The 21,182-nt window shown below is 40.1% G+C and carries 19 protein-coding genes; 8 read left to right on the forward strand and 11 right to left on the reverse strand.

Annotation, left to right across the window (positions count from 1 at the left end; genetic code table 11):
- Positions 1 to 354 precede the first annotated feature (354 nt).
- From purU to ACULLH_RS09450, 4 genes are all read left to right on the forward strand, one after another.
- The gene (gene purU / locus ACULLH_RS09435; RefSeq protein WP_454088493.1) at positions 355 to 1,203 is read left to right on the forward strand and encodes a formyltetrahydrofolate deformylase; all 849 of its coding nucleotides are present in this window, start codon (positions 355 to 357) and stop codon (positions 1,201 to 1,203) included.
- A 71-nt stretch (positions 1,204 to 1,274) separates the two neighbouring features.
- On the forward strand, positions 1,275 to 1,982 hold the full coding sequence (locus ACULLH_RS09440; RefSeq protein ID WP_454088494.1) for a DUF4197 domain-containing protein: 708 nt from the start codon (positions 1,275 to 1,277) through the stop codon (positions 1,980 to 1,982).
- Positions 1,983 to 2,345: 363 nt separating this feature from the next.
- Complete coding sequence (locus ACULLH_RS09445; protein ID WP_454088495.1) at positions 2,346 to 3,887, forward strand: helix-turn-helix domain-containing protein; 1,542 nt, start codon at positions 2,346 to 2,348, stop codon at positions 3,885 to 3,887.
- A 366-nt stretch (positions 3,888 to 4,253) separates the two neighbouring features.
- Positions 4,254 to 4,451, forward strand: a complete 198-nt coding sequence (locus ACULLH_RS09450) for a hypothetical protein (protein ID WP_454088496.1) — start codon at positions 4,254 to 4,256, stop codon at positions 4,449 to 4,451.
- Position 4,452: 1 nt separating this feature from the next.
- On the opposite strand, the gene pyrF is transcribed toward ACULLH_RS09450, so the two are convergent.
- The 9 genes from pyrF to ACULLH_RS09495 form a co-directional block, all read right to left on the reverse strand.
- Positions 4,453 to 5,274 carry an orotidine-5'-phosphate decarboxylase gene (pyrF, locus tag ACULLH_RS09455; RefSeq protein ID WP_454088497.1) on the reverse strand — a complete coding sequence of 274 codons (822 nt, stop codon included), beginning with the start codon at positions 5,272 to 5,274 and terminating at the stop codon, positions 4,453 to 4,455.
- A 54-nt stretch (positions 5,275 to 5,328) separates the two neighbouring features.
- Entirely contained in the window at positions 5,329 to 6,405 is a 1,077-nt protein-coding gene (gene prfA / locus ACULLH_RS09460; RefSeq protein ID WP_454088498.1) for a peptide chain release factor 1, read from the reverse strand.
- 66 nt (positions 6,406 to 6,471) lie between these two features.
- Complete coding sequence (locus ACULLH_RS09465) at positions 6,472 to 7,758, reverse strand: DUF3570 domain-containing protein (RefSeq protein WP_454088499.1); 1,287 nt, start codon at positions 7,756 to 7,758, stop codon at positions 6,472 to 6,474.
- A gap of 97 nt (positions 7,759 to 7,855) precedes the next feature.
- The gene (locus tag ACULLH_RS09470) at positions 7,856 to 8,065 is read right to left on the reverse strand and encodes a DUF4266 domain-containing protein (RefSeq protein ID WP_454088500.1); all 210 of its coding nucleotides are present in this window, start codon (positions 8,063 to 8,065) and stop codon (positions 7,856 to 7,858) included.
- Between the two features lie 8 nt (positions 8,066 to 8,073).
- Positions 8,074 to 9,066: an FAD:protein FMN transferase gene (locus ACULLH_RS09475; RefSeq protein ID WP_454088501.1), complete on the reverse strand. Its 993-nt coding sequence runs from the start codon at positions 9,064 to 9,066 to the stop codon at positions 8,074 to 8,076.
- Entirely contained in the window at positions 9,063 to 9,497 is a 435-nt protein-coding gene (locus ACULLH_RS09480; protein WP_454088502.1) for a thioredoxin family protein, read from the reverse strand. The genes ACULLH_RS09475 and ACULLH_RS09480 overlap by 4 nt, the downstream gene beginning before the upstream one ends.
- Positions 9,498 to 9,522: 25 nt before the next feature.
- Positions 9,523 to 9,978 carry a QcrA and Rieske domain-containing protein gene (locus ACULLH_RS09485; protein WP_454088503.1) on the reverse strand — a complete coding sequence of 152 codons (456 nt, stop codon included), beginning with the start codon at positions 9,976 to 9,978 and terminating at the stop codon, positions 9,523 to 9,525.
- A 54-nt stretch (positions 9,979 to 10,032) separates the two neighbouring features.
- A complete protein-coding gene (locus ACULLH_RS09490; RefSeq protein ID WP_454088504.1) occupies positions 10,033 to 11,211 on the reverse strand; it encodes an AIR synthase related protein in 1,179 nt (392 codons plus the stop codon).
- Between the two features lie 28 nt (positions 11,212 to 11,239).
- On the reverse strand, positions 11,240 to 13,417 hold the full coding sequence (locus ACULLH_RS09495; RefSeq protein WP_454088505.1) for a glutamine synthetase III family protein: 2,178 nt from the start codon (positions 13,415 to 13,417) through the stop codon (positions 11,240 to 11,242).
- A 219-nt stretch (positions 13,418 to 13,636) separates the two neighbouring features.
- On the opposite strand from ACULLH_RS09495, the gene ACULLH_RS09500 reads away from it, so the two are divergent.
- Complete coding sequence (locus ACULLH_RS09500) at positions 13,637 to 14,647, forward strand: glutamine synthetase beta-grasp domain-containing protein (RefSeq protein ID WP_454088506.1); 1,011 nt, start codon at positions 13,637 to 13,639, stop codon at positions 14,645 to 14,647.
- A gap of 50 nt (positions 14,648 to 14,697) precedes the next feature.
- On the opposite strand, the gene ACULLH_RS09505 is transcribed toward ACULLH_RS09500, so the two are convergent.
- Entirely contained in the window at positions 14,698 to 15,636 is a 939-nt protein-coding gene (locus ACULLH_RS09505) for a calcium/sodium antiporter (protein WP_454088507.1), read from the reverse strand.
- 147 nt (positions 15,637 to 15,783) lie between these two features.
- Between ACULLH_RS09505 and ACULLH_RS09510 the strand changes: the two genes are divergently transcribed.
- The 3 genes from ACULLH_RS09510 to ACULLH_RS09520 all read left to right on the forward strand — a co-directional run bounded on the left by ACULLH_RS09510 (position 15,784) and on the right by ACULLH_RS09520 (position 19,651).
- Positions 15,784 to 16,143: a BlaI/MecI/CopY family transcriptional regulator gene (locus tag ACULLH_RS09510; RefSeq protein ID WP_454088508.1), complete on the forward strand. Its 360-nt coding sequence runs from the start codon at positions 15,784 to 15,786 to the stop codon at positions 16,141 to 16,143.
- Positions 16,143 to 17,861, forward strand: a complete 1,719-nt coding sequence (locus ACULLH_RS09515) for a M56 family metallopeptidase (RefSeq protein WP_454088509.1) — start codon at positions 16,143 to 16,145, stop codon at positions 17,859 to 17,861. Before ACULLH_RS09510 ends, ACULLH_RS09515 begins: the two co-directional genes overlap by 1 nt.
- A 455-nt stretch (positions 17,862 to 18,316) precedes the next feature.
- Entirely contained in the window at positions 18,317 to 19,651 is a 1,335-nt protein-coding gene (locus tag ACULLH_RS09520) for a hypothetical protein (protein WP_454088510.1), read from the forward strand.
- 51 nt (positions 19,652 to 19,702) lie between these two features.
- Here the strand turns inward: ACULLH_RS09520 and ACULLH_RS09525 are convergent, their stop codons facing one another.
- On the reverse strand, positions 19,703 to 21,004 hold the full coding sequence (locus ACULLH_RS09525; RefSeq protein ID WP_454088511.1) for a hypothetical protein: 1,302 nt from the start codon (positions 21,002 to 21,004) through the stop codon (positions 19,703 to 19,705).
- Positions 21,005 to 21,182 lie beyond the last annotated feature (178 nt).

The raw sequence follows: 21,182 nt of genomic DNA on the forward strand, positions 1-21,182 counted from the left end.
ATGCAACAAAAATTGTGTTTTACTTAGGATTTTCTAACGTCTTCAAAATTGAAAATCTTTTTGAGATCTTCTTTAGAAACCACTCAAACCAACAGCCCTTGGACAAATGTTGTCTAGCTATCAAAATCAGCAAGTTCAGATCTCCATCAGTGACATCTGCACCCGATGAACAAGAAATCCCACCTTACTCCGGAAAATTGGGCTCGATTAATTGTTAATATAACTTCTTATAGGCTTGTTATCCTGAATAAAATTCAGTCTATCACAGGTTTTTGTCCGATTTGCGTAAAAATTATTCTGTCCGGTTGATTCTTTTTATGATTAGTCTATTTTTATTTCAGATTACGATTGTTTATGGAGTTGACATTGCTCATTCATTGCCAAGACCAACCGGGAATTATAAGTTCGGTCACACAATTTATACATTCACAGAACGGCAATATTGTTTATTTAGATCAGCATGTGGATAAGGAGGCCGGAGTGTTTTTCATGAGATTGACCAGCGAGTTTGAAAATGGAATTCCCCTAGCTGAATTTAAGCATGAGTTTGATTTAAATCTTGCAAAAAGATATGCGATGCAATGGGATATTCATTTGGATGGGGAGAAACCAAAAATGGCCATCTTCGTTTCTAAATACAACCATTGTCTGTATGATCTTCTAAGTCGATTTAATTCTGGGGAGCTACCGGTCGATATTCCGTTTATTTTAAGCAACCACCCCGATCTTAAATATATTGCAGACCAGTTTCAAATTCCATATTATCATGTTCCGGTGTCCAAGGACACCAAAAAGACAGCTGAGCAAAAGCAGTTGGAATTGCTAAAAGAACATGGAGTCAACTTTATTGTGTTGGCCAGGTACATGCAAATTATATCTCCAGAGGTCATTGATGTTTACCCTCAAAAAATAATCAACATCCACCATTCCTTTTTACCTGCATTTGCAGGAGCCAAACCTTATCATGCAGCTTTTGAAAGGGGCGTTAAAATAATTGGGGCCACCAGCCATTATGTAACCGCTGAATTGGATGCCGGCCCAATAATAGAACAGGATGTAACAACCGTTTCACATTCACATTCCATAAAAGATTTTATTGCCAAAGGGAGAGATTTGGAAAAAATTGTGCTTTCAAGGGCAGTGCAACTTCATGTGGAAAGAAAAACTATTGTTTATAATAACAAGACTGTGATTTTTTCCTAAATATCCGTTACGAAGAATTGTTTTCTTAAGGATTCGCAGTAAATTGAGAGCAAACGCTAAACAATTTAACTATGAAACGATTACTGCTATGCTTCTTGGCTTTCCAACTTTTTGGATGTGCCGAACTACAACAGGTGGTAAACCAATTGCCTCAGGGAACCCCGGGAATTGGAAATGCTGAAATTGCGCAGGGCCTTCGAGAGGCGCTTAATTTTGGCATAGAAAAACAGGTGAACAAACTGACCGCTACAGATGGTTTCTTTAAAAATGACCTGGTCAAGATCCTGCTTCCGGATGAGCTCAAAAAAGTTGATAAAACTCTTAGGGACGTTGGTTTGGGAAAATTGGCCGATGAAGGACTCCGAATATTGAATAGAGCTGCCGAGGATGCAGTGAAGGAAGCCACTCCAATTTTTGTTGATGCTGTAAAAGGAATCACTTTCAATGATGCCAAACAGATTTTACTGGGCAATGACAATGCTGCCACTTCATACCTGGAAAGGGGTACGAGGGCCAAATTGAGTGAAAAGTTCACTCCTGTGATCAAAAACTCCTTTAACAAAGTGGGGGCGGATCAAATTTGGAGAAACATTATTACCAAATACAATAGCTTACCGCTGACCACAGATGTAAATCCCGATTTAACAAGTTATACTACAGAAGAAGCTCTTGATGGGGTGTTTACCATGATAGCGATTGAAGAAAAAGAAATCAGAACCAAAATCTCCTCCCGGACCACGGATTTGTTAAGAAAGGTCTTTGCTTTGCAAGACAATTGATAAATTTTTCTTAATTACGCAATAAGTTTCAAAAAATGCCGTTATTATCACAATAAAACGAGGCAATTTTAACAAATTCCTAAAGTTATCTTTACCTTGGACTTTAAATAATAAAGGAATTTTGTAGTAAATTATCTGAGTTAGCATTTTTTTGAGTTAGTTAGTTTAAACCGGTGCATGCACCGGTTTTTTGTTTTTCAATATTTAATTGATTTACAAGTAGTTATATTTTGTTTTTTGATAAAATTATGATTAACTTAAAAGGTAAGTTATTATCGGGGGTTACTTCTTTAAGATTTTTTTAACAAATTTAGGAGGGTAATATCGCTAATTTCATAGGGAAGGCTAATTCAATCAAAAAACATGGGACGGTCATGTTATATTGTATTATTGTTCGCATTCATCAGTGCGTCATCTTTTTCCTCCATTGGTAAAAATGGATGGGACAGTGTAGATAAATTAGCCAATCCAGTTTTCAAAGATTCTCTGGAATGGGCTGATTACTACTATAATATTGGTGAATACGGCAAAGCACTCTCAATTTATGAGAAACAACTTCATCACGGCAGTGTTGAGGAAGATGCGCATGTGCTCAGAAAACTTGCTTTGAGCTCTGCTGGCATTGATAAACCCTCTATGGCAACCAATTATGCCTTGGATTATCTTCAATTGGATTTTAAACCCTCGTTTCTTTTAAACGAAGGGTTTGACCCTATTCGTGAGACAACGGAATTCAAAAAAGTTTCCGAAAAGATCACACCAAATATAACCGCATGGATACTGATTTACCTTTTTGTTGCGGTTGTTGGTTTTTATGTGGTGTTTGTCATCACTATCAATAAACACATACATTTGGTTTCGAGGCTATTGATTGCTTCTTTCATTTTTATTCACTCCTTATTCATACTTAATATCAGCATTAACAATTCGAACTATGCTTTCGAATTTCCGCATACCTATCTAATGTCCACATGGGCCAGTTTTTTATATGGACCATTATTGTACTTCTATTTTAAGATCACTACACAGAAATATAAGTTTAAAAAGCTGGATCTTTTACATGCTATTCCTACCGTCTTAATATTTATATATCTCTTCTTCGAAGTATATTCGGTCTCAGCAGAGGACAAAATCCATTTAATGATAGGTAGAATTCAAAGTGGACTGAATCCCCAGGACTCAAGTAGACTATTATTGTTGGTGGCCTTAAAAATCGTTTCCCTTACCACTTACGGATTCTTCATACGCAAGGTGCACTTAAGGAGTGCAAAAGAAAAGCTCATGGACTCAAGGAAGCTTATCTGGCAGAAAAATGTCTACCAAATCCATATACTTTATGTAATAACGTATACGGCCTATGGCTTCTTGATAGTAAACCTAATAAACTCGGGAGTGATTTATGAGGTTTCCACAGCAGCAATGGCCTTAATGGTACTCTACGTGGGCTACTCGGCCAATATTCAGCCCGAGGTGTTCAGCGGTGCCTACGCATACAAAAACAGATTATTTCCCAAATATGAAAAATCTGGTCTTACACCAAGCTTGTCCAATGAATTAAAGGAAAACTTGATTCATCTCTTTGCAATTGATAAGATCTACAAGGAAAATGATATCAATCTTGATATGGTGGCACAGAAGCTGAATACCACCCGTCATAACGCCTCCCAGATCATTAATGAACATTTTGACGTGAGCTTTCACGAATTTGTAAATATGTATAGAATCAAAGAGGCCAAAAAACTATTGTTGGACGATAGCTCCAGAAAATTAAGTATCATCAATGTGGCCTACGAAGTAGGTTACAACAACAAGGTAACTTTCAATAAAGCCTTCAAAAAGGACACCCAACTTACCCCTTCAGAATATCAAAAAAGCACTCTTAGAAAAAGCGCTGTCCGGGTTTAAAAAAATTAGTATTTCTGCATCGGCACGGTAAAGGTTGATAAGTATTAGCCATTTTAACCTTACCTTTTCATTACTTTATTTGGAAAAACAGCCCATAGGGACACTTCTATTAAAATCTTTGGTCTCATTAGGTAAATATTTGAATTAGTCAATCAATATCACCTTTGGGCTGTTTTTTCATTTTTAACCCAGCCCACCTAGATTCTCTTCTGTTAATATTTTACCAAAAAACCATCCTTTTCCAAGGAATAGATATCTAATCTGTTAATTTTTAGATAAAGTACCTGATTTCTAGTTGAATACGCTCTACCTTGATAATCTAAACACTGTTTTTCAGCGTATCTTTGATATAACAAATCTTATAATATGAAAAATCAGTATTGCAAAGTTGGAGCTGTGACTCCAATTACCAGCGGAAATCAGGCAGTAACTGTTTTAGAGTTCAGATATAGGAACTTTATCGAAAAGGCGGCGGATGCTACCTATATTGACACTAATCTTGGTGAGTTCTTTAAAAAAAAGGCGCAGAACATTAAAAAGATATTGGAGGATTTAAGCAAATAAACTAAAATAGTTTATTCAACTCCAATGCCATTTCTCCTTGCATAAGTTTTGCTTTCTCAGCGGCTTTTTCTGCAAAATCCTCTCCTTGGGAAGCATATAGAATACCCCTTGAAGAGTTTACCAAAAGACCAATATTTTCAGTCATACCATATTTGCAGACTTCCTGCAAACTTCCTCCCTGCGCACCGACTCCCGGTACCAATAAAAAGCTCTCAGGAACAATTTCCCTGACCTCGGTTAGAAAAGTGGCTTTGGTTGCACCGACTACATACATCAAATTTTGTGCATTCTTGTAAGTCTTCGAAACTTCGAGTACTTCCTTATACAATTCTTTTTGATTGATTTTTTTTGTTTGGAAATCGAAAGCGCCTTGATTGGACGTTAAGGCCAACAGTATGGTATGTTTATCCCCAAACTCTAAAAAAGGTTCAACGGAATCTTTCCCCATATATGGTGCTATGGTAATGGAATCAAAATTTAAGGTTTCAAAAAAGGCTTTGGCATACCGGGTTGAAGTATTACCGATATCACCCCTTTTAGCATCGGCAATAGTGAAAATATTAGGATGTTTCTCGTTCAAATACTCCATGGTACGTTCCAAAGACTTCCAACCTTCCAGACCATAGGCTTCATAAAACGCGATATTGGGCTTGTAGGCCACACAAAATTCGTGTGTTGCATCGATAATGGCTTTGTTGAAGGCGAAGATGGGATCGTCTTCCTTAAGAAGGTGTTCGGGAATTTTATCTAAGTCCGTGTCCAAACCAACACAGAGAAAGGATTTTTTATGTTTGATTTGAGATACTAGCTCTTCTATTTTCATATGTATCTGTCGAAAGTGCTCGACCTAATGACATTAATGGCAACTGTCAATCTTTTAAAAGATTTCAGAAGCCTCTTTTAGTTTTTCCGTGTTTTCCACAAGCATCAGCTCATCAATAATCTTTTGGATATCCCCATTGATGATATTCTGAAGATCGTAGAGCGTAAGCCCGATCCTATGGTCTGTTACCCTACCCTGTGGATAATTGTATGTTCTAATTTTTGCAGAACGGTCACCACTACTTACTTGGGAATTACGTTTAGCCGCATCTTCTTCCTGTTTTTTGGCCAATTCGAGGTCATACAATCGCGAACGTAGTACTTTAAAGGCTTTTTCCTTGTTCTTATGCTGCGATTTCTGATCTTGGCACTGAGCAACCAATCCTGTAGGCACGTGCGTTAAACGAACAGCCGAATAGGTAGTGTTCACCGATTGTCCCCCAGGTCCGGAGGAACAGAAATAGTCTATACGTACATCTTTAGGGTCAATCTGGACATCGAAATCCTCAGCTTCAGGGATGACCATTACCGTTGCGGCACTGGTATGCACCCTCCCCTGTGTTTCGGTTTGGGGAACCCGTTGTACCCGGTGCACTCCTGCCTCAAACTTCAAGGTACCATAAACGTCCTCGCCTGATACTTCGAAGTGGATTTCCTTATATCCACCACTGGTACCTTCACTCAAGTCCATGATATTGGTCTTCCATCCTTTCGATTCGCAATACTTGGCGTACATGCGGTATAAATCACCGGCAAAAATACTTGCCTCGTCCCCTCCAGTTCCAGCTCTGATTTCCATGACCACATCTTTTTCATCTTCCGGGTCTTTGGGTATCAACAATAATTTAATCTCCTCTTCTAACTTGGGAAGGGCCGTTTTGGCCTCATCCAACTGCATTTTGGCCATTTCCAACATCTCCGCATCGCTTCCATCAGAAATTATTTCTTCTGCCTCAGCTATGTTATCAGAAAGGGTGATGTATTCCTCGCGCTTATCAACAAGTACTTTCAAATCTTTGTACTCCTTGTTCAGCTTTATGTATTTTTTTTGATCTGAGATTATATCAGGCTGAATGATAAGGTCGGAAACCTCATCAAAACGTTGTTTTACAATGTTGAGCTTGTCAAGCATAGATCCATCCGCGTTAAGGTGCGAATTTACGATTTTTGATTGGATTGAAAATGGTGGAATTCGGTCCTAATTCCCGATAAAAGTGGTTCCCAAAGTGACAATATAAGCATTTAGGCCATCGCTTCTATCGTATTGGCTAAACCGAAGGTCAATAGTCTTCAACCCAAAGGACAAAATCTTGGCATTGGTAAAAATATCCTTGTATTGCACCCCAAAACCGTACTGGTGCGCATCATACTTGGACAAGTCATAGTCCGAGGTGTAAAACTCAAACGTAGACAATGCTCCTTCCTTGGGGTAAAAATAATCTGCCGCGGATTGGGTATAATATCTGTAGGTAGGGTATACTGTAAACCTATCTGTTAACTTAATCGGAGTTTCAATGCTTGCGGTATGCGAAACAATGCCCCAGTCATCCCAATAGAAGCGGTAATAAGAACGTAAAATCAAAAAATCGCTCGCGTAATAGTTCAACCGTCCTCCAAAAGGGACTTTGAACCGGCTATCCGGCAATCTTTCTACATCATCGGCCAACTGAAAATCATCAATAAAAAAGTTCTCTGCATCCCCAAAATATACACGCTGGAAAGGTGTGCTCAACAATCCATTTTGGGAAACCAAATCCACAAATAAAGCTCCTTGCAATTTCTTGCTCAAAATCTGGGAAAAACTTAAGGATACGGAATACGAATTTCTGTTTTCATCACCAAAAGCTGTAAAATTGGGATTATAGGTCCCATTCCCTGTAATTCGGTCATCAAAGAATCCAGGGCGCAGCTCAATGGGGTAAATAGCATTCCATTTATCCAAAAATACTCCAGCGCTTATGCCAACCTCAGTGTTCTTTTCATTGAAAAGCTTGGAATAACTTCCTCCAAAACCAATGGAGAAGTAGTCATATTCAGCTGAAAAATAGGCATTGGCGCTCCAAATGGAGTTCCGGTCTTCAGAGCTGTGCTGATAACTAGGATTGATATAGGCCAGCAAATCTTTTCTGGATTCACCCGAAGAGGCATCAAATGGAGTGGTATTGATGTTGCCCCCATCCAAAGGGTTGACATTACTTGACGAGGCTGAAGTATAGGCAGAAAGACCAACATCCACGGTAAGCACATCATTTTCGTTCATGGGCATTCGCAAAACAATGGTCGAAGTGGCATCGGTAAGCTCTTCTGTGCCCTCTCCACCCGTTACCGCAGCATTTTGACCGTCTTGGTTGTAATAACTGAACAACAAATCAATTTCACTGGTTTCCAACACTCTTTTCGTGTAGGTACTATTGGTCTGTTGGGCCAAGCCTACTGAAATTCCAAAGCACAAAAACACAAAAACGCCCACTATATGTTTAGCCATTTGAATTTTTGAAAAATTTGATTTTTGGACCGTCAGATTTTTGGATAGCACAGCGCTCAATTTTGATGTTTGGTAATTGATGTTTGGGTTTTCACCACTAATTGCATCCACAGCCACCTCCTGTTTTTCCTCCGTTGGCTCCGGCCGATGCTTCTCTGTAAATCTGGAAATTGGTTTCAAAACGTTCAGAAGCCCGTGCTCCCAATTGCATTTCTATATCGTTGATATAGGCCTTATCATATTCCCTGACTGCTACACAAGAACTACCTAAAAGCAATAAAACAGCGAAAAAAACAAGCTTTTGCATATCTAAATTTATTGATTTTTCTCAAACACAATTCCCGAACTTTTATGGATTTTATTGTCAGCATCCACTACCACCACCTCAACACCATCAATTTGATTGATCAGGTGGATACCACTATCCCTTCCCATGGTGAATACGGCGGTCGCCATAGCATCACACAACTCTGCATTTTTGGCAAATACCGAAACACTATTGATTCCAGAGGTAGGATATCCCGTTCTAGGATCAATAATATGGGAATATTTTTTATCGTTTATAATGATGTATTTCTCATAATTTCCTGAAGTGGCCACCGAGGACTCCACAACAGGCAACCAACTGAATACTTTTTCCTTGCTCAAGGGATTTGCGATACCCACAAGCCATTTTTCTCCCGTAACCTTCGTACCCCATGTGGTAAGGTCCCCTGAAGCGTTAATAATCCCTGCCTTGACCTGTTTGGAAACCATAAGTTCTTTTGCCCGATCTGCGGCATACCCCTTCCCTATGGCACCAAAACCTATTCGCATACCCGGTTTTGTCAGGTATACGGTCTGTTCTTCAGCATTGAGCAATATTTTTTCATGACCTATTTTGGCTATGGAGCTCTTTATTTCGCCTTCTGAAGGCATGCCTTTCATGGAACCGTCAAATTTCCAAATGTTGTCCATGGAGGCATATGAAATATCAAACGCTCCATCCGTAATCTCAGAAATCTTCTTGGCCCTTTCTATCAGACCAAAAAGCTCTGGACTCACCTTGACCGGTTTAATCCCAGCATTTCTATTGATCAACGAGGTTTCCGAATTTTCATCCCATGAGGATATGATTTTTTCTATGCGTTCAATCTCAGACGCTGCTTCGTCGATGTTGATATAACCAATGTCTTCATTTGGGGCCACAACGGTAATTTCGAACCGTGTTCCCATGAGCTTCATGGTTCTCCTAACGGTAACATCTTTTTGTTGTCCGTGTGCAGACCATAAAAAAAAACAGCTCAAAAGAAATGGGAAAATCTTCATCGCATAAAACCTTTCAGAAGTGAGATGAATTCCTGGGGAGAAGTGCGTCGATCAACACCTGTCTTACCTAAAACCGATTTTTCCTTGTCCAGCACAACAACCAACGGAAAATGTCCGTTTGGATTGAATTGCTCCGCCAAGGACTTATTGGAATTTAATTTTTCCTGCGGAAGTTTATTTTTCTTTTTCCGTGGAAAATCAGCGTTGTAGAGCACATAATGGGTTTCAGAATAGTTCTTGAAATCCTCTGAGTCCAGAATATTTCGCTTAAACCTTATGCACGGAGCACACCAGTCCGATCCGGAAAAAACCAAAACGATGGGCTTATTGCCTTCATTGGCCAATTGTAACGCATCATCAAAACTTTGTAGCCACTGCGCTTGGAGTGTACCAAAAAAAAGACAGGATGCTATGAGCAATAAAGATTTCATGGGTTTGTGCCAATTTATTTGAAAATTATTCAAAAACCCTCAATGTTGTGCCATTGAGTTCGGTATTGAATACCTTAAGCGGATTGCTGGTAACAGAGTTTAAAGGAGTACCTGTTTGACTGAACCGGGATCCGTGCGTGGAGCATCTAAAAATTCCGCCATCTTCAGAAATAAAACGAACCTCTTCGGTTTGTTGATGGCTACAAATTTGACTTGCCGCGATTAGATTCCCTTCTAAGTTTCGAGCAACCACAATATCGGTATATCCCAAACTTGGGTTTGATTTTACCAAAATGAAACCTCCATTATTGGCCAATGGAGCTGAATCAGCAGCGGTAAGATCAACAGTAAAATCCACACCATCCGGTTCGGGAAACTGTTCCAGATCTTCTGCATCACTGGAGCATCCATTTAAACAGGGAAAAGTGAGGGCAAATGCTGCACTTGCGCCCAAACTTCTTAAAAAATCCTTTCTTTCCATAGCGTCGGGGTTTATTAGCTATAGAAAGAACGTTAAATTGAAGCGAATCGTATACTAGTACTCGAACTTGCCAAATTCGCTTTGGATGGTCAATTTTTTACTATCTGAAGCTTCTACCCTACCAATAACCTGTGCATCTATATTGAAGCTTTTTGAAATAGCTATGATGTTTGCCGCGATGGACTCATCTACATACAATTCCAGGCGATGGCCACAATTAAAGACCTGATACATCTCTTTCCAATCGGTATTCGATTGTTCTTGAATAAGTTTAAACAGTGGCGGAATCGGGAACATATTATCTTTAATAATATGCAGATTCTCCACAAAATGAAGGATTTTGGTCTGAGCACCACCGCTGCAATGCACCATTCCATGAATCTCGTTAGAAGAATAACTTTCCAATATCTTTTTAACTATGGGCGCATAGGTTCTTGTTGGAGATAATACCAGTTTGCCAGCATCCAGAGGAGCATTTTCAACAGAATCCGTCAATTTCGTATTACCAGAATACACCAGCTCTTCCGGAACAGAGGCATCAAAACTCTCTGGGTACTTTTCCGCTAAATATTTGGCAAAGACATCGTGCCGGGCCGACGTTAAACCATTGCTGCCCATTCCACCATTATATTCGGTTTCGTAGGTCGCTTGCCCAAACGAAGCCAAGCCAACAATTACATCTCCTGGCTTTATGTTCGCATTATCAATAACCTGATCTCTTTGTATTCGTGCGGTCACTGTGGAATCTACGATAATCGTACGCACCAAGTCTCCCACATCTGCCGTTTCACCACCGGTTGAATGAATGGTGATTCCATGTTTCCTTAAATCAGCTATCAGCTCCTCAGTCCCATTAATTATGGCAGAAATAACCTCTCCGGGAATCAAGTTTTTGTTTCGACCTATGGTCGACGACAAAACAATATTGTCGGTGGCACCCACGCATATCAGGTCATCGACATTCATGATCAGCGCGTCTTGGGCAATTCCTTTCCAAACAGAAATGTCACCGGTTTCCTTCCAATACATATAGGCCAATGAAGATTTTGTGCCTGCTCCATCAGCATGCATGATCAGACAATGGTCTTCACTTCCCGTTAAATGATCGGGAACAATCTTGCAAAATGCCTTTGGGAAAAGTCCTTTGTCAATATTTTTGATAGCATTGTGCACGTCTTCCTTGGACGCGGAAACCCCTCTTTGGGCATATCTTTTACTGGTGTCTGAGGACATTAATGTGGATTTTGCGCAAAAATAGTCCTTACTTGGCAAATAGCAACTCCCTATATTTTGTAAATGGCCATAAATCGTCCGAAATCAGCTTTTCCATTTTATCGGACTGTTCACGAATGGAATCAAAATAGGGTTTGACATTGTCACAATAGGATTGCGCCTTTTTATTTATCGTAGACAAACTATTGGCCCGCTTTCTCACGGTAGTCATCTCATCGGTCTGTCTTTTAATGGCAACAATATGCTCTCCTATTTGTTCCAGGATATTCAACTGGCTTTCCGCAAACTTTTTATGGGCTGCCCCATAGACTTCTTTTAAACCGTTGATATTTTCCAGTAGTAAGTTTTGATAGGAAATGGCCGAAGGCACAATATGTCCATACACCATTTCTTCCAAAACCCTACCCTCGATCTGAAGATGTAATATATAAGCTTCCAATTCTACCTCTTGATGCGCTTTGAGTTCTACCTCGCTCATCACATCCATATCCTTGAAAAGGGAAATGCTTTCTTTGGATGTAAGTATTTGAAGCGCTTCGGGAGTATTCTTGTTATTGCTAAGCTTGCGCTTTCTGGCTTCATCTTGCCATTCTTGACCATAACCGTCCCCATCGAAACGAATACGTTTGGAAGTCTTGATGTACTCCCTCAATACATTGAATACTGCTTCGTCCTTTTTAAGATTTTTCTTGTCAATCAGCGCATCGACCTCTTTTTTGAAATCAGTAAGCTGCTTGGCCACAATCGTGTTCAAAACGGTCATAGGTTTGGCGCAATTGGTTTTAGCTCCTACCCCTCTCATTTCAAATTTGTTCCCGGTAAAGGCAAAAGGTGATGTCCTGTTTCTGTCGGTATTATCCAACAAAATCTCTGGAATCTTTCCAACAACATTAAGTTTGAGCTCGGTTTTTTCCTCTGGAGACAGCTTCCCCTTGGAAACACCTTCAAGTTCATCCAAAACATCACTCAATTGTTGTCCTATAAATATGGAAAGAATAGCTGGCGGAGCTTCATTGGCACCAAGCCTGTGGTCATTACTTGCAGAGGCAATGGACGAGCGCAACAATTCTTCATAAGTATCCACGGCCTTTATTGTATTGACGAAAAAGGTCAAGAATTGCAAGTTTTTCATTGGTGTGGACCCGGGACTCAACAAATTCACTCCTGTATCCGTTTCCAATGACCAATTATTGTGTTTTCCGGAGCCGTTCACCCCAGCAAAAGGTTTCTCATGAAACAGGACCGTGAAATTATGCTTGTCCGCAACCTCTTCCATCACATCCATCAAGAGTAAATTGTGGTCAACGGATAGGTTGGCTTCTTCATATACAGGAGCCAGCTCAAATTGATTAGGCGCTACTTCATTATGCCGGGTCTTTACAGGAATTCCCAGTTTGGTACATTGCTTTTCCAAATCGCTCATAAAGGCCAATACGCGACTCGGAATTACACCAAAGTAATGGTCATCCAATTGTTGTCCTTTGGCAGCAGCGGCCCCTACAAGTGTTCGACCGGTCATTACCAAATCCAATCTGGATTTGGCCAGGGCCTTATCAACCAAAAAGTACTCTTGTTCCCAACCTAAGGTGGCATAAACCTTTCGTACATTCTTATCAAAGTACTGCGCTACTCCTGTTGCAGCTTCATCAATGGCATGGAGTGCCCGAAGTAACGGGGCTTTGTTATCCAATGCTTCACCCGTATACGCAACAAAAATGGTTGGAATACAAAGTGTTGTCTTATACACAAAAGCAGGGGAAGTTGGATCCCAAGCCGTGTAGCCCCTAGCTTCAAATGTATTTCGGATTCCACCACTTGGAAAACTGGAAGCGTCGGGTTCTTGTTGTACCAACTGCGCACCTCCAAACTTTTCCATGGCCCTACCATCGGGTAAAATATCAAAAAAGGCATCATGTTTCTCGGCCGTAGATCCTGTTAAGGGCTGAAACCAGTGTGTATAATGTGTTGCTCCCATGGACAAGGCCCATGCTTTCATTCCCTCGGCTACCTGATCCGCAATCTTTCTATCGATCTTGGTGCCCTGAAAAATCGCAGATTTCACTTTTTCAAATGCTTCCTTGGTCAAAAACTGAAGCATTCGTTCTTCATTGAACACGTTTTTTCCGAACAATTCGGATCGTCTACCTGTCTCCTCTACCTCAATATGGGTTCTGTTTCCACTCTCCTGTAAAGCTTGAAATCTCATAATTGATATCCCTTTTCCAATTAAAACACAAATCTACGATTAACAATTTAATAATATATTCCATAAAAATTACTTTTTTTTCAGTTCACCCCATAAAAAACAGGGGTAATGTAAATTATAGCGACTTCTTTGTCATTTTAACCCACTGAAATACATATTATCAAATGAAAAAATATATTTTTGTCAGCGAATATTTGAGAACAAATAACTACCGGAATTATGAGCAAATCAAAATTAGAGTACATCTGGTTGGATGGATATACACCAACCGCAAACTTGAGAAGCAAGACTAAAATTGAGGAAGATTTTAGTGGTAAGCTGGAAGACTGCCCAACGTGGTCTTTTGACGGAAGTTCTACACAACAGGCCGAGGGTGGTTCATCCGATTGTCTTTTAAAGCCTGTTGCTATTTATCCAGACCCTGCAAGAATCAATGGTTACTTGGTCATGACGGAGGTTTTAAATGCTGATGGCACTCCACATGAATCTAATTCCAGGGCTACAATAGATGACCCAGATGCTGATTTCTGGTTCGGATTTGAGCAGGAATACTTTATCATGGACGTTAATACTCAACTTCCGTTAGGTTTTCCAATTGGTGGTTATCCAGGACCTCAAGGTCTTTATTACTGCTCCGTGGGAGGAAAAAACACTTGGGGTAGAGATTTAGTGGAAGAACATGCTAATCAATGTATTGAAGCAGGACTTAATTTTGAAGGTATCAACCAAGAAGTAGCCGCTGGCCAGTGGGAATTTCAATTGTTTGCCAAAGGAGCTCAAAAGGCTGGTGACGAAATTTGGATAGCTAGATATTTACTTGATCGTTTAACAGAATCTTACGGTTATTATATTGAATACCACCCAAAACCTGTTAAAGGGGATTGGAACGGTTCTGGTATGCATGCCAACTTCTCTAACACCACCTTAAGAACATGTGGCTCGAAAGAGGTTTATGAGAAAATATGCGAATCATTTAGACCAGTAGCAGCTGAACACATTGCAGTTTATGGTGAATTTAACGATCAGCGCTTGACCGGATTACACGAAACGGCTTCCATTCATGATTTCAGCTACGGGGTATCGGATAGAGGAGCTTCTATTCGTATTCCTATTATGACTGTCGAAAAAGGATGGAAAGGATGGTTGGAAGATAGAAGGCCAGCGTCTAATGGAGACCCCTATAAAATTGCTGCCCGAATCATCAAGACTGTTAAATCTGCAGATGTATAGCGTATAAATTAATTGTTGATAGTGTTTAAGCCGCCCCTTTGGGGCGGTTTTTAGTTTAGGGTAAGATAGACAAAGAGCGCATAACAACCCAATAGCACAATACCATCTCTCCATCCCAAACGCAATCCCCTCGGAAAGAACACCAACGGAAGTATTAAGAAGGAAATTCCCAACATCCAAAAAATATCGCTGGTAAGTAGTCCCTGGTCCACCACTTTAATGGGTGTTATTATAGAGGTAATTCCCAGTACTGCCAGGAGATTGAAAATATTGGACCCAATCAAATTCCCCAAGGAAATTGCTTTTTCCTTTTTGAGCACCGCAATAATGGACGCCGCCAATTCAGGAATACTTGTTCCAACGGAGACTATGGTAATACCAATTACCCGATCACTGACCCCAAAGGTAGAAGCCATTCCCACTGCACCATCTATCAATAATTCGGAGCCGCCCCAAAGTGCCGTTCCCCCAATTCCCAAATACAATGCGGTCTGGTAAATTGGTAATAATACATCATCCTCTGGCATTTCATCAACAACAGCGGTTTTCTGGAACCTAAGTAAAAAAACCAGGAAAAGAAACAGGAACACCACCAATATAATTCCCTCATATTGCTGCAAAACCCCATCAAAATATATAAACCCCACAAAGAGTAAGGAAGCGACCATCATAACGGGCCAATCCGTGGTATAAAAACTCTTCCGCACATTAATACTACCCATCAAGACCGTTATGGCCAAAACCAAGCCTAAGTTGGCAATATTTGACCCTACTACATTACCCAAGGCCAAATCTGGGAAACCATCCAATGCAGCCTTTATACTAACAATAAGTTCCGGCGCTGAAGTAGCAAAGGATACCACCGTCATCCCGATCACAATTTTTGGAATTGACAAACGGAGTGAAAGATCCACCGCAGATTTCAACAGCCAATTCCCCCCTAAAATCAATAGAATAAGGCCGAGTACAATAAAAAGTAGATTTCCCAAATGGTAAATTTTGGCGTAAATATAGATGAAGATTTAATCAAATTATACGATAGCGAGGAAAAAGAACAACTGCATAAATAGTTAAATAACTATAATAATAGTTGTATAACTAGATTTATAATTATACATTGCTTAAAATTTTATAGCATGCAAAAATTAACGAACAAGGAGGAAGAGGTCATGAAAATCCTCTGGAGTTTGAAAAAGGCCTTCGTAAAGGAGGTTTTAAAGGAAATGAAGGGAGATAAACCACACTATAATACCTTATCCACCATTATACGAAACCTTCAAGAAAAAAAGTATGTAGGACATGAGGCCTTTGGCAATACCCACAGATACTACCCATTGGTTACAAAGGAGGCCTATAGAAAAAAGTTTATCAATTCGACCATAGCCGATTACTACGATAATTCATATAAAAGTTTGGTTTCGTTTTTTGCCAAAGAGGAAAAAATATCGGTTGAAGAATTGAAGGAAATCATTTATCTCATCGAAAAGAAAAAGTGATGGAAACATTGTTCATATATCTATTAAAGGTATCGGGAATTGCAATGCTTTTTTTAGGGTGCTACCATCTTTTTCTAAAAAGGGAGACCTTTTTTAGAAGTAATCGATGGTTTTTGCTAGGCGGGCTCTTGCTATCGTTTTTAGCACCTTATATCACCTTCACAAAAAACGTAGTTCGCGAATCCCTTCCTGTTTATGATTTACAATCCATTGCCATAACGTCTGCCACCAATACTTCAGGGAATTACGGGATAAATCTATGGTATGTAATCCTTTCCATTTATCTATTGGGCGTAGCTGTTCTAGGTATTAGATTGATTCTTCAATGTATGCTACTAAAAAGATTGGTGGCAACGGGACATTTAATAAAGGAATATCCCTTTTACCATGTGCAAACCATGGAAAATATATCCCCCTTCTCTTTTTTCAGGTACATTTTTTACAATCACGAAGGACTCAATGCTTCCGAGTTGCAATCCGTCATCGAACATGAGAAGGTGCATGCAAGAGAGGGGCATTCGCTGGATATCCTGATTACGGAAGTGGTTCTAATCATACTTTGGTTCAATCCTGTTATTTGGCTTTACAGGGCCGCACTTAAACTGAATTTGGAGTTTTTGGCGGACTCAAAAAGTTGTCTTACCGGGGAAGGTAAAAAGTTCTACCAATACCTGATGCTAAAGCAAGCCACAGGAAATCAAAGGCTGTCGATAGCCAATCCATTTTACAATTCATTAATCAAAAAACGAATAGTCATGTTAAATCAAAATCAATCCAAACGAATAAAAGTGCTCAAAATGGGCTTTATATTGCCCGCAGTTGTGCTTTTCCTAGTTAGTTTCAACACCAAAACCGAATATATCTTAAATGTTGATGCCCCTATTATGGGAGTTGGCGATAAGGATAGCAAGTCAATCGAACTGCTCATAAACAAGGACACATCAAACGAAGAGCTGGAAAAAATAAAGCAAGATCTCTCCAAAGATGGTATTGACTTCTCCTACACCGTCGTGCACAATGCGGAGGATGAAATCATAGACATTTCGTTGCACTTAAGTGGAAAAAGCACGGATGGTGAAAATTTCGTTGGAAATTATAGCACAAGTTCAGATGGCCCGATAAAGCCAATTTCGATTTATTATAATGACGAGGCCAACACCATAACTTTTGGCAATTCCGATTTCACCAAAATCAAATCACATGCGGAACATGACAAGGTTTGGGTACGTTCCGGGGACAAAAAGCACAAAACAATTGTTATTGAGGAAAAAGATGGTACGAAGAAAATAACCTTGGATGGAAAAGAGGTCAGTGAGGAAGAAATGGAAGAAATGCATATTGAACATCATGATGGTGCTGTGGAGGTACATATCAATTCGGACAATGATACCGACCAACATGAGCATATCGAAATCAGAAAACACAAATCCCATGATGCAACTGTTCACGAAGACATAAATATTGTCGAAGAATTGGATGTGCACAATGACTCGGATGCATTGCCTGGAAGTAACAGATTGTTATTTAGGGACAGTGATTCAAAAGAAAAACCTCTGTACTTTGTGGATGGTAAAAAAGCAAAGGAAAAAGATGTCCAGAAACTTTCACCACACGATATTGAATCCATGAATGTTTACAAAGGCGATGGAGCCATAAAAAAGTACGGTAAAAAAGCTAAAAATGGGGTGATTGAAATCGCCACCAAAAAGAAAAATTAGCCGCTAGAAAACATATAAATTATGATTTAAACCGATCTACAACAGATCGGTTTTTTATTTCCGCCTTAAACGAGATTGTCAAAAAACATCATTTTTTGATCAAATTCTCCCTTGGTTTTTAAAAATGTATCAAAAACACCCCTACAAATGCTTCAAATTGTAATGCATTTCGAATATTACGCTTACATTTTAAAACTTTACTGAAGAAGGTCACATCTTTTTTAAAGTCAATCTCATTTATTTACTTACAAACCTGTATGCAATTGTATTGATTTCCTTCCAAAAACTTGCAAACATGATTCTTGTCATTTTATCTTAAAAGAACGTAACCGGTTCACAGCAATTTTTCAACCATTAAAATCCATCATTCAATGATCACAATTGTTAAGTTTTTAGTGATGCTGCTCATTCAGCTCATCGCAATCATTTTTGTCTAACCTTTAAAACCAATCGCTATGCTTACATTATTTGGAATACTGATTATATTATTAGGAATTGTTACCCTGGTTACAAAACCAATCTTTAAAAACAGCGGACTACTGCAATGGTTCACACCTAAGCGTAGTTTGCAAATTATAGGAGTGGGAATTGTACTGAGCATTGTTACCGGAACGCTGTTTTATGCAGAGCCTGGTACGGCCTATGCCGTGCAATATCCATGGGGAGGCCAAAAAGCCGTCTTTAGGCAAGGTATACACACCAAAATGTGGGGAAGACTCATTCCAATTCAGTTTGAACTGCCCATCAAATATGTAATCCCAAACCAAGATGGAGATCTTGGAGAGCAGAGCGAATATGCAAATGTGGATGCCGCAAAATACTGGGCTTTCAGTGATGCGGTAAAGGCTAGGATTGCCACCTCCGTTGTCATAAGCATTAACACAGAGGATGAAATGCAGTTCTTATCTGTTGCCGATCGTAACAAAACGGAAAAAAACATGATTCGTTCGCGTATCATCCCCAACATTGACCAATCCATCAAAAATACCTGTAAACTGATGGATGCCCAAGATTACATTTCCGGTCAAGCTTCTGATTTTGACCGTTATTTTAAGGATCAACTGGAAAATGGCATGTACGTTTTGGAAGAGTATGTCTATGACGAGCAAAAGGACATTATTGGCGATAGCAGTACCGTCCGTACCATTGTGAATAAAGAATCAAAACAAAAACGTTTCCGTATTAAGTTCAAAGATGGACAACCTATCCGCGAGGCCGGAAACTCTTTAAAAGCTTATGGTCTGACCGTAGTACAGGCCGTAGTTACCGAAATTGACTGGGAGACCACCTTTGACAAACGCCTGCAATTGCAGAAAGAAGAGGTAGCACAGACCCAGTTGGAAAAGCAACAAGCTGAGCGCGAGTTTTACAGGGCGCAAAAAGAAAAGGCCCGTGGTGAAGCAGAAAAAGCCGCAGAGCGTGCCCGTTTGGAAAAAGAGCAAATACAGAAGACCATTGCAGCAGAAACTGAGGCCAAAGTTGCAGAATTCAATCTGGTCAAAGAGAAAAAGCAGTTTGAAGTGGAAAAATATAAAGCCCAGAGCAAAAAGGTCGCTGCCGATGCTGAAGCCTATCAGAACGCAAAACTGGTAAGTGCGGGATTGACCCCTCAAGAGCGTGCTGAGTGGGATTATAAAACCTCCGTTGGTGTTGCCCGTGAGTTGAAAGACCTCAGACTCCCCGAAATATTTATTGAGGGTGGTGATGAAAAACAGGACAGTAACTTACTTCAATCTTTGATTGGGGCTGAACTTGCCAAAACAATGATTGATAAAAACACCAATAAATAATAAAACGAAAACCCGGTCTTGGACCGGGTTTTTTAATTGTGGAACTGAATCTTATCCTTCCTCTCCCATTTTCTGCAAAAAGGCAATATCTTCCTCCACGGTCAATAAAAGCAGACTGGTCGCCGTACAAAAAACTGGGCTGGTAATGCAATGATGACCATTCCAGCTACCATCTTTATTTTGAATTTTTAGAATACGTCCGCTCATATTTTCGTACCAATCCTTCCAATCCTCATCCTTGCTTACCAGCAGGGATTCTCCGGTCTGCAGATAACTTAAAAACTCCTCTCCCCCATTGTTCCCAAAACCGTCCAAAACCTCATCTCTTTGGGCCGTTTGCTTTGCAGATTCATATACCTTGTAGGCGGTTCCATATTTCTGGGCATCACCCGAGGCATATCCTATCTCTTCCAGGACTTCAGCGTTCACTTCGGCATCGGCCGCTATCTTTCCTTCGGCCTTTGCTTTGTTGATATCCGCTTTGACTTTTCTGGCTTCTTTGGCACTTGCCCTCACGCTACCGCTTACGGAGTACAGTATGATACCAGCTCCGTCATCCGTTTTAACTGAACCATCTTTTTCATTGTAGTTTTCCTTTTGGTACTTTTTGGATCTTTCCAAAATATCATTGTCAACCGTAGCTCCCACCGCCTGGGCAGCTTCCAAAGCACTATTGGCCATTCCGCTTTGCAATACGCCGGCCCAGCCAGCACCTCTTTGTTTGCCATGCTCGTCGGTTCCTTCTTGGATGCGCGCAATGCAAATGTCGAGACACCGAACGATTCGTTTTTTATCTATTCCATCCAAATCCCTGTCCAAAATATTGGAAAGGAACTGAGCTGCTAAAACTGCATCAATGTTCGCTCCCAATTTTGACTGTATTTGTGTATTTCTGACCTGGGTGATATATGGTTCGTTATTTCTCACACCTTCAATGGTCTCCAACAGATAATCAAGTACTTTTTTAAGGTTCTGGGCATATTCCCCTTTTTGTAAGGTCGTACCACTCCTTAGCATTGCCATCCCTACCATAGCTGTAGTCGCTGGGTCTGCTTTTACGGCATGCGGATCTCTAATATGCTGCGCCGAATGACTCCCAGCACCATATCCTCCACTTGGCAATTGTGCTTTTGAAAGCCATTGAAGTCCATCTCTCACCGCCAATTGTAAATTTTCATCAGATTTATAGCCATTATAGCCCTCGGACGACTGTTCACCCATAACGGTCATGTATACGCAACCCTTTTCAGGCTGTAAAGTTCTTTTTACGCCAGGAGCTGTTGAAGTAGTATAAAACACCACTCCCATCAAAACAACGGCAGGCGCCAACAGCAATTTCAATTTTGTACTCATAACTAAATTTTTTGATTTTTTGTGAAGCTAGACAACCCACTACATCGAAAAAACAGAGATTTAGTTTTCAAGGATGCCCAATGAGCAAAACCGGCTTTTAAGTGAGGGAAGATGAAAGCGTAATAGTGTCCAATGGTTCCCACTAAAATCATAAAGATTGATTCCCAGGTTTTTTTAT

The sequence above is a fragment of the Flagellimonas sp. 2504JD4-2 genome, from assembly GCF_053642935.1.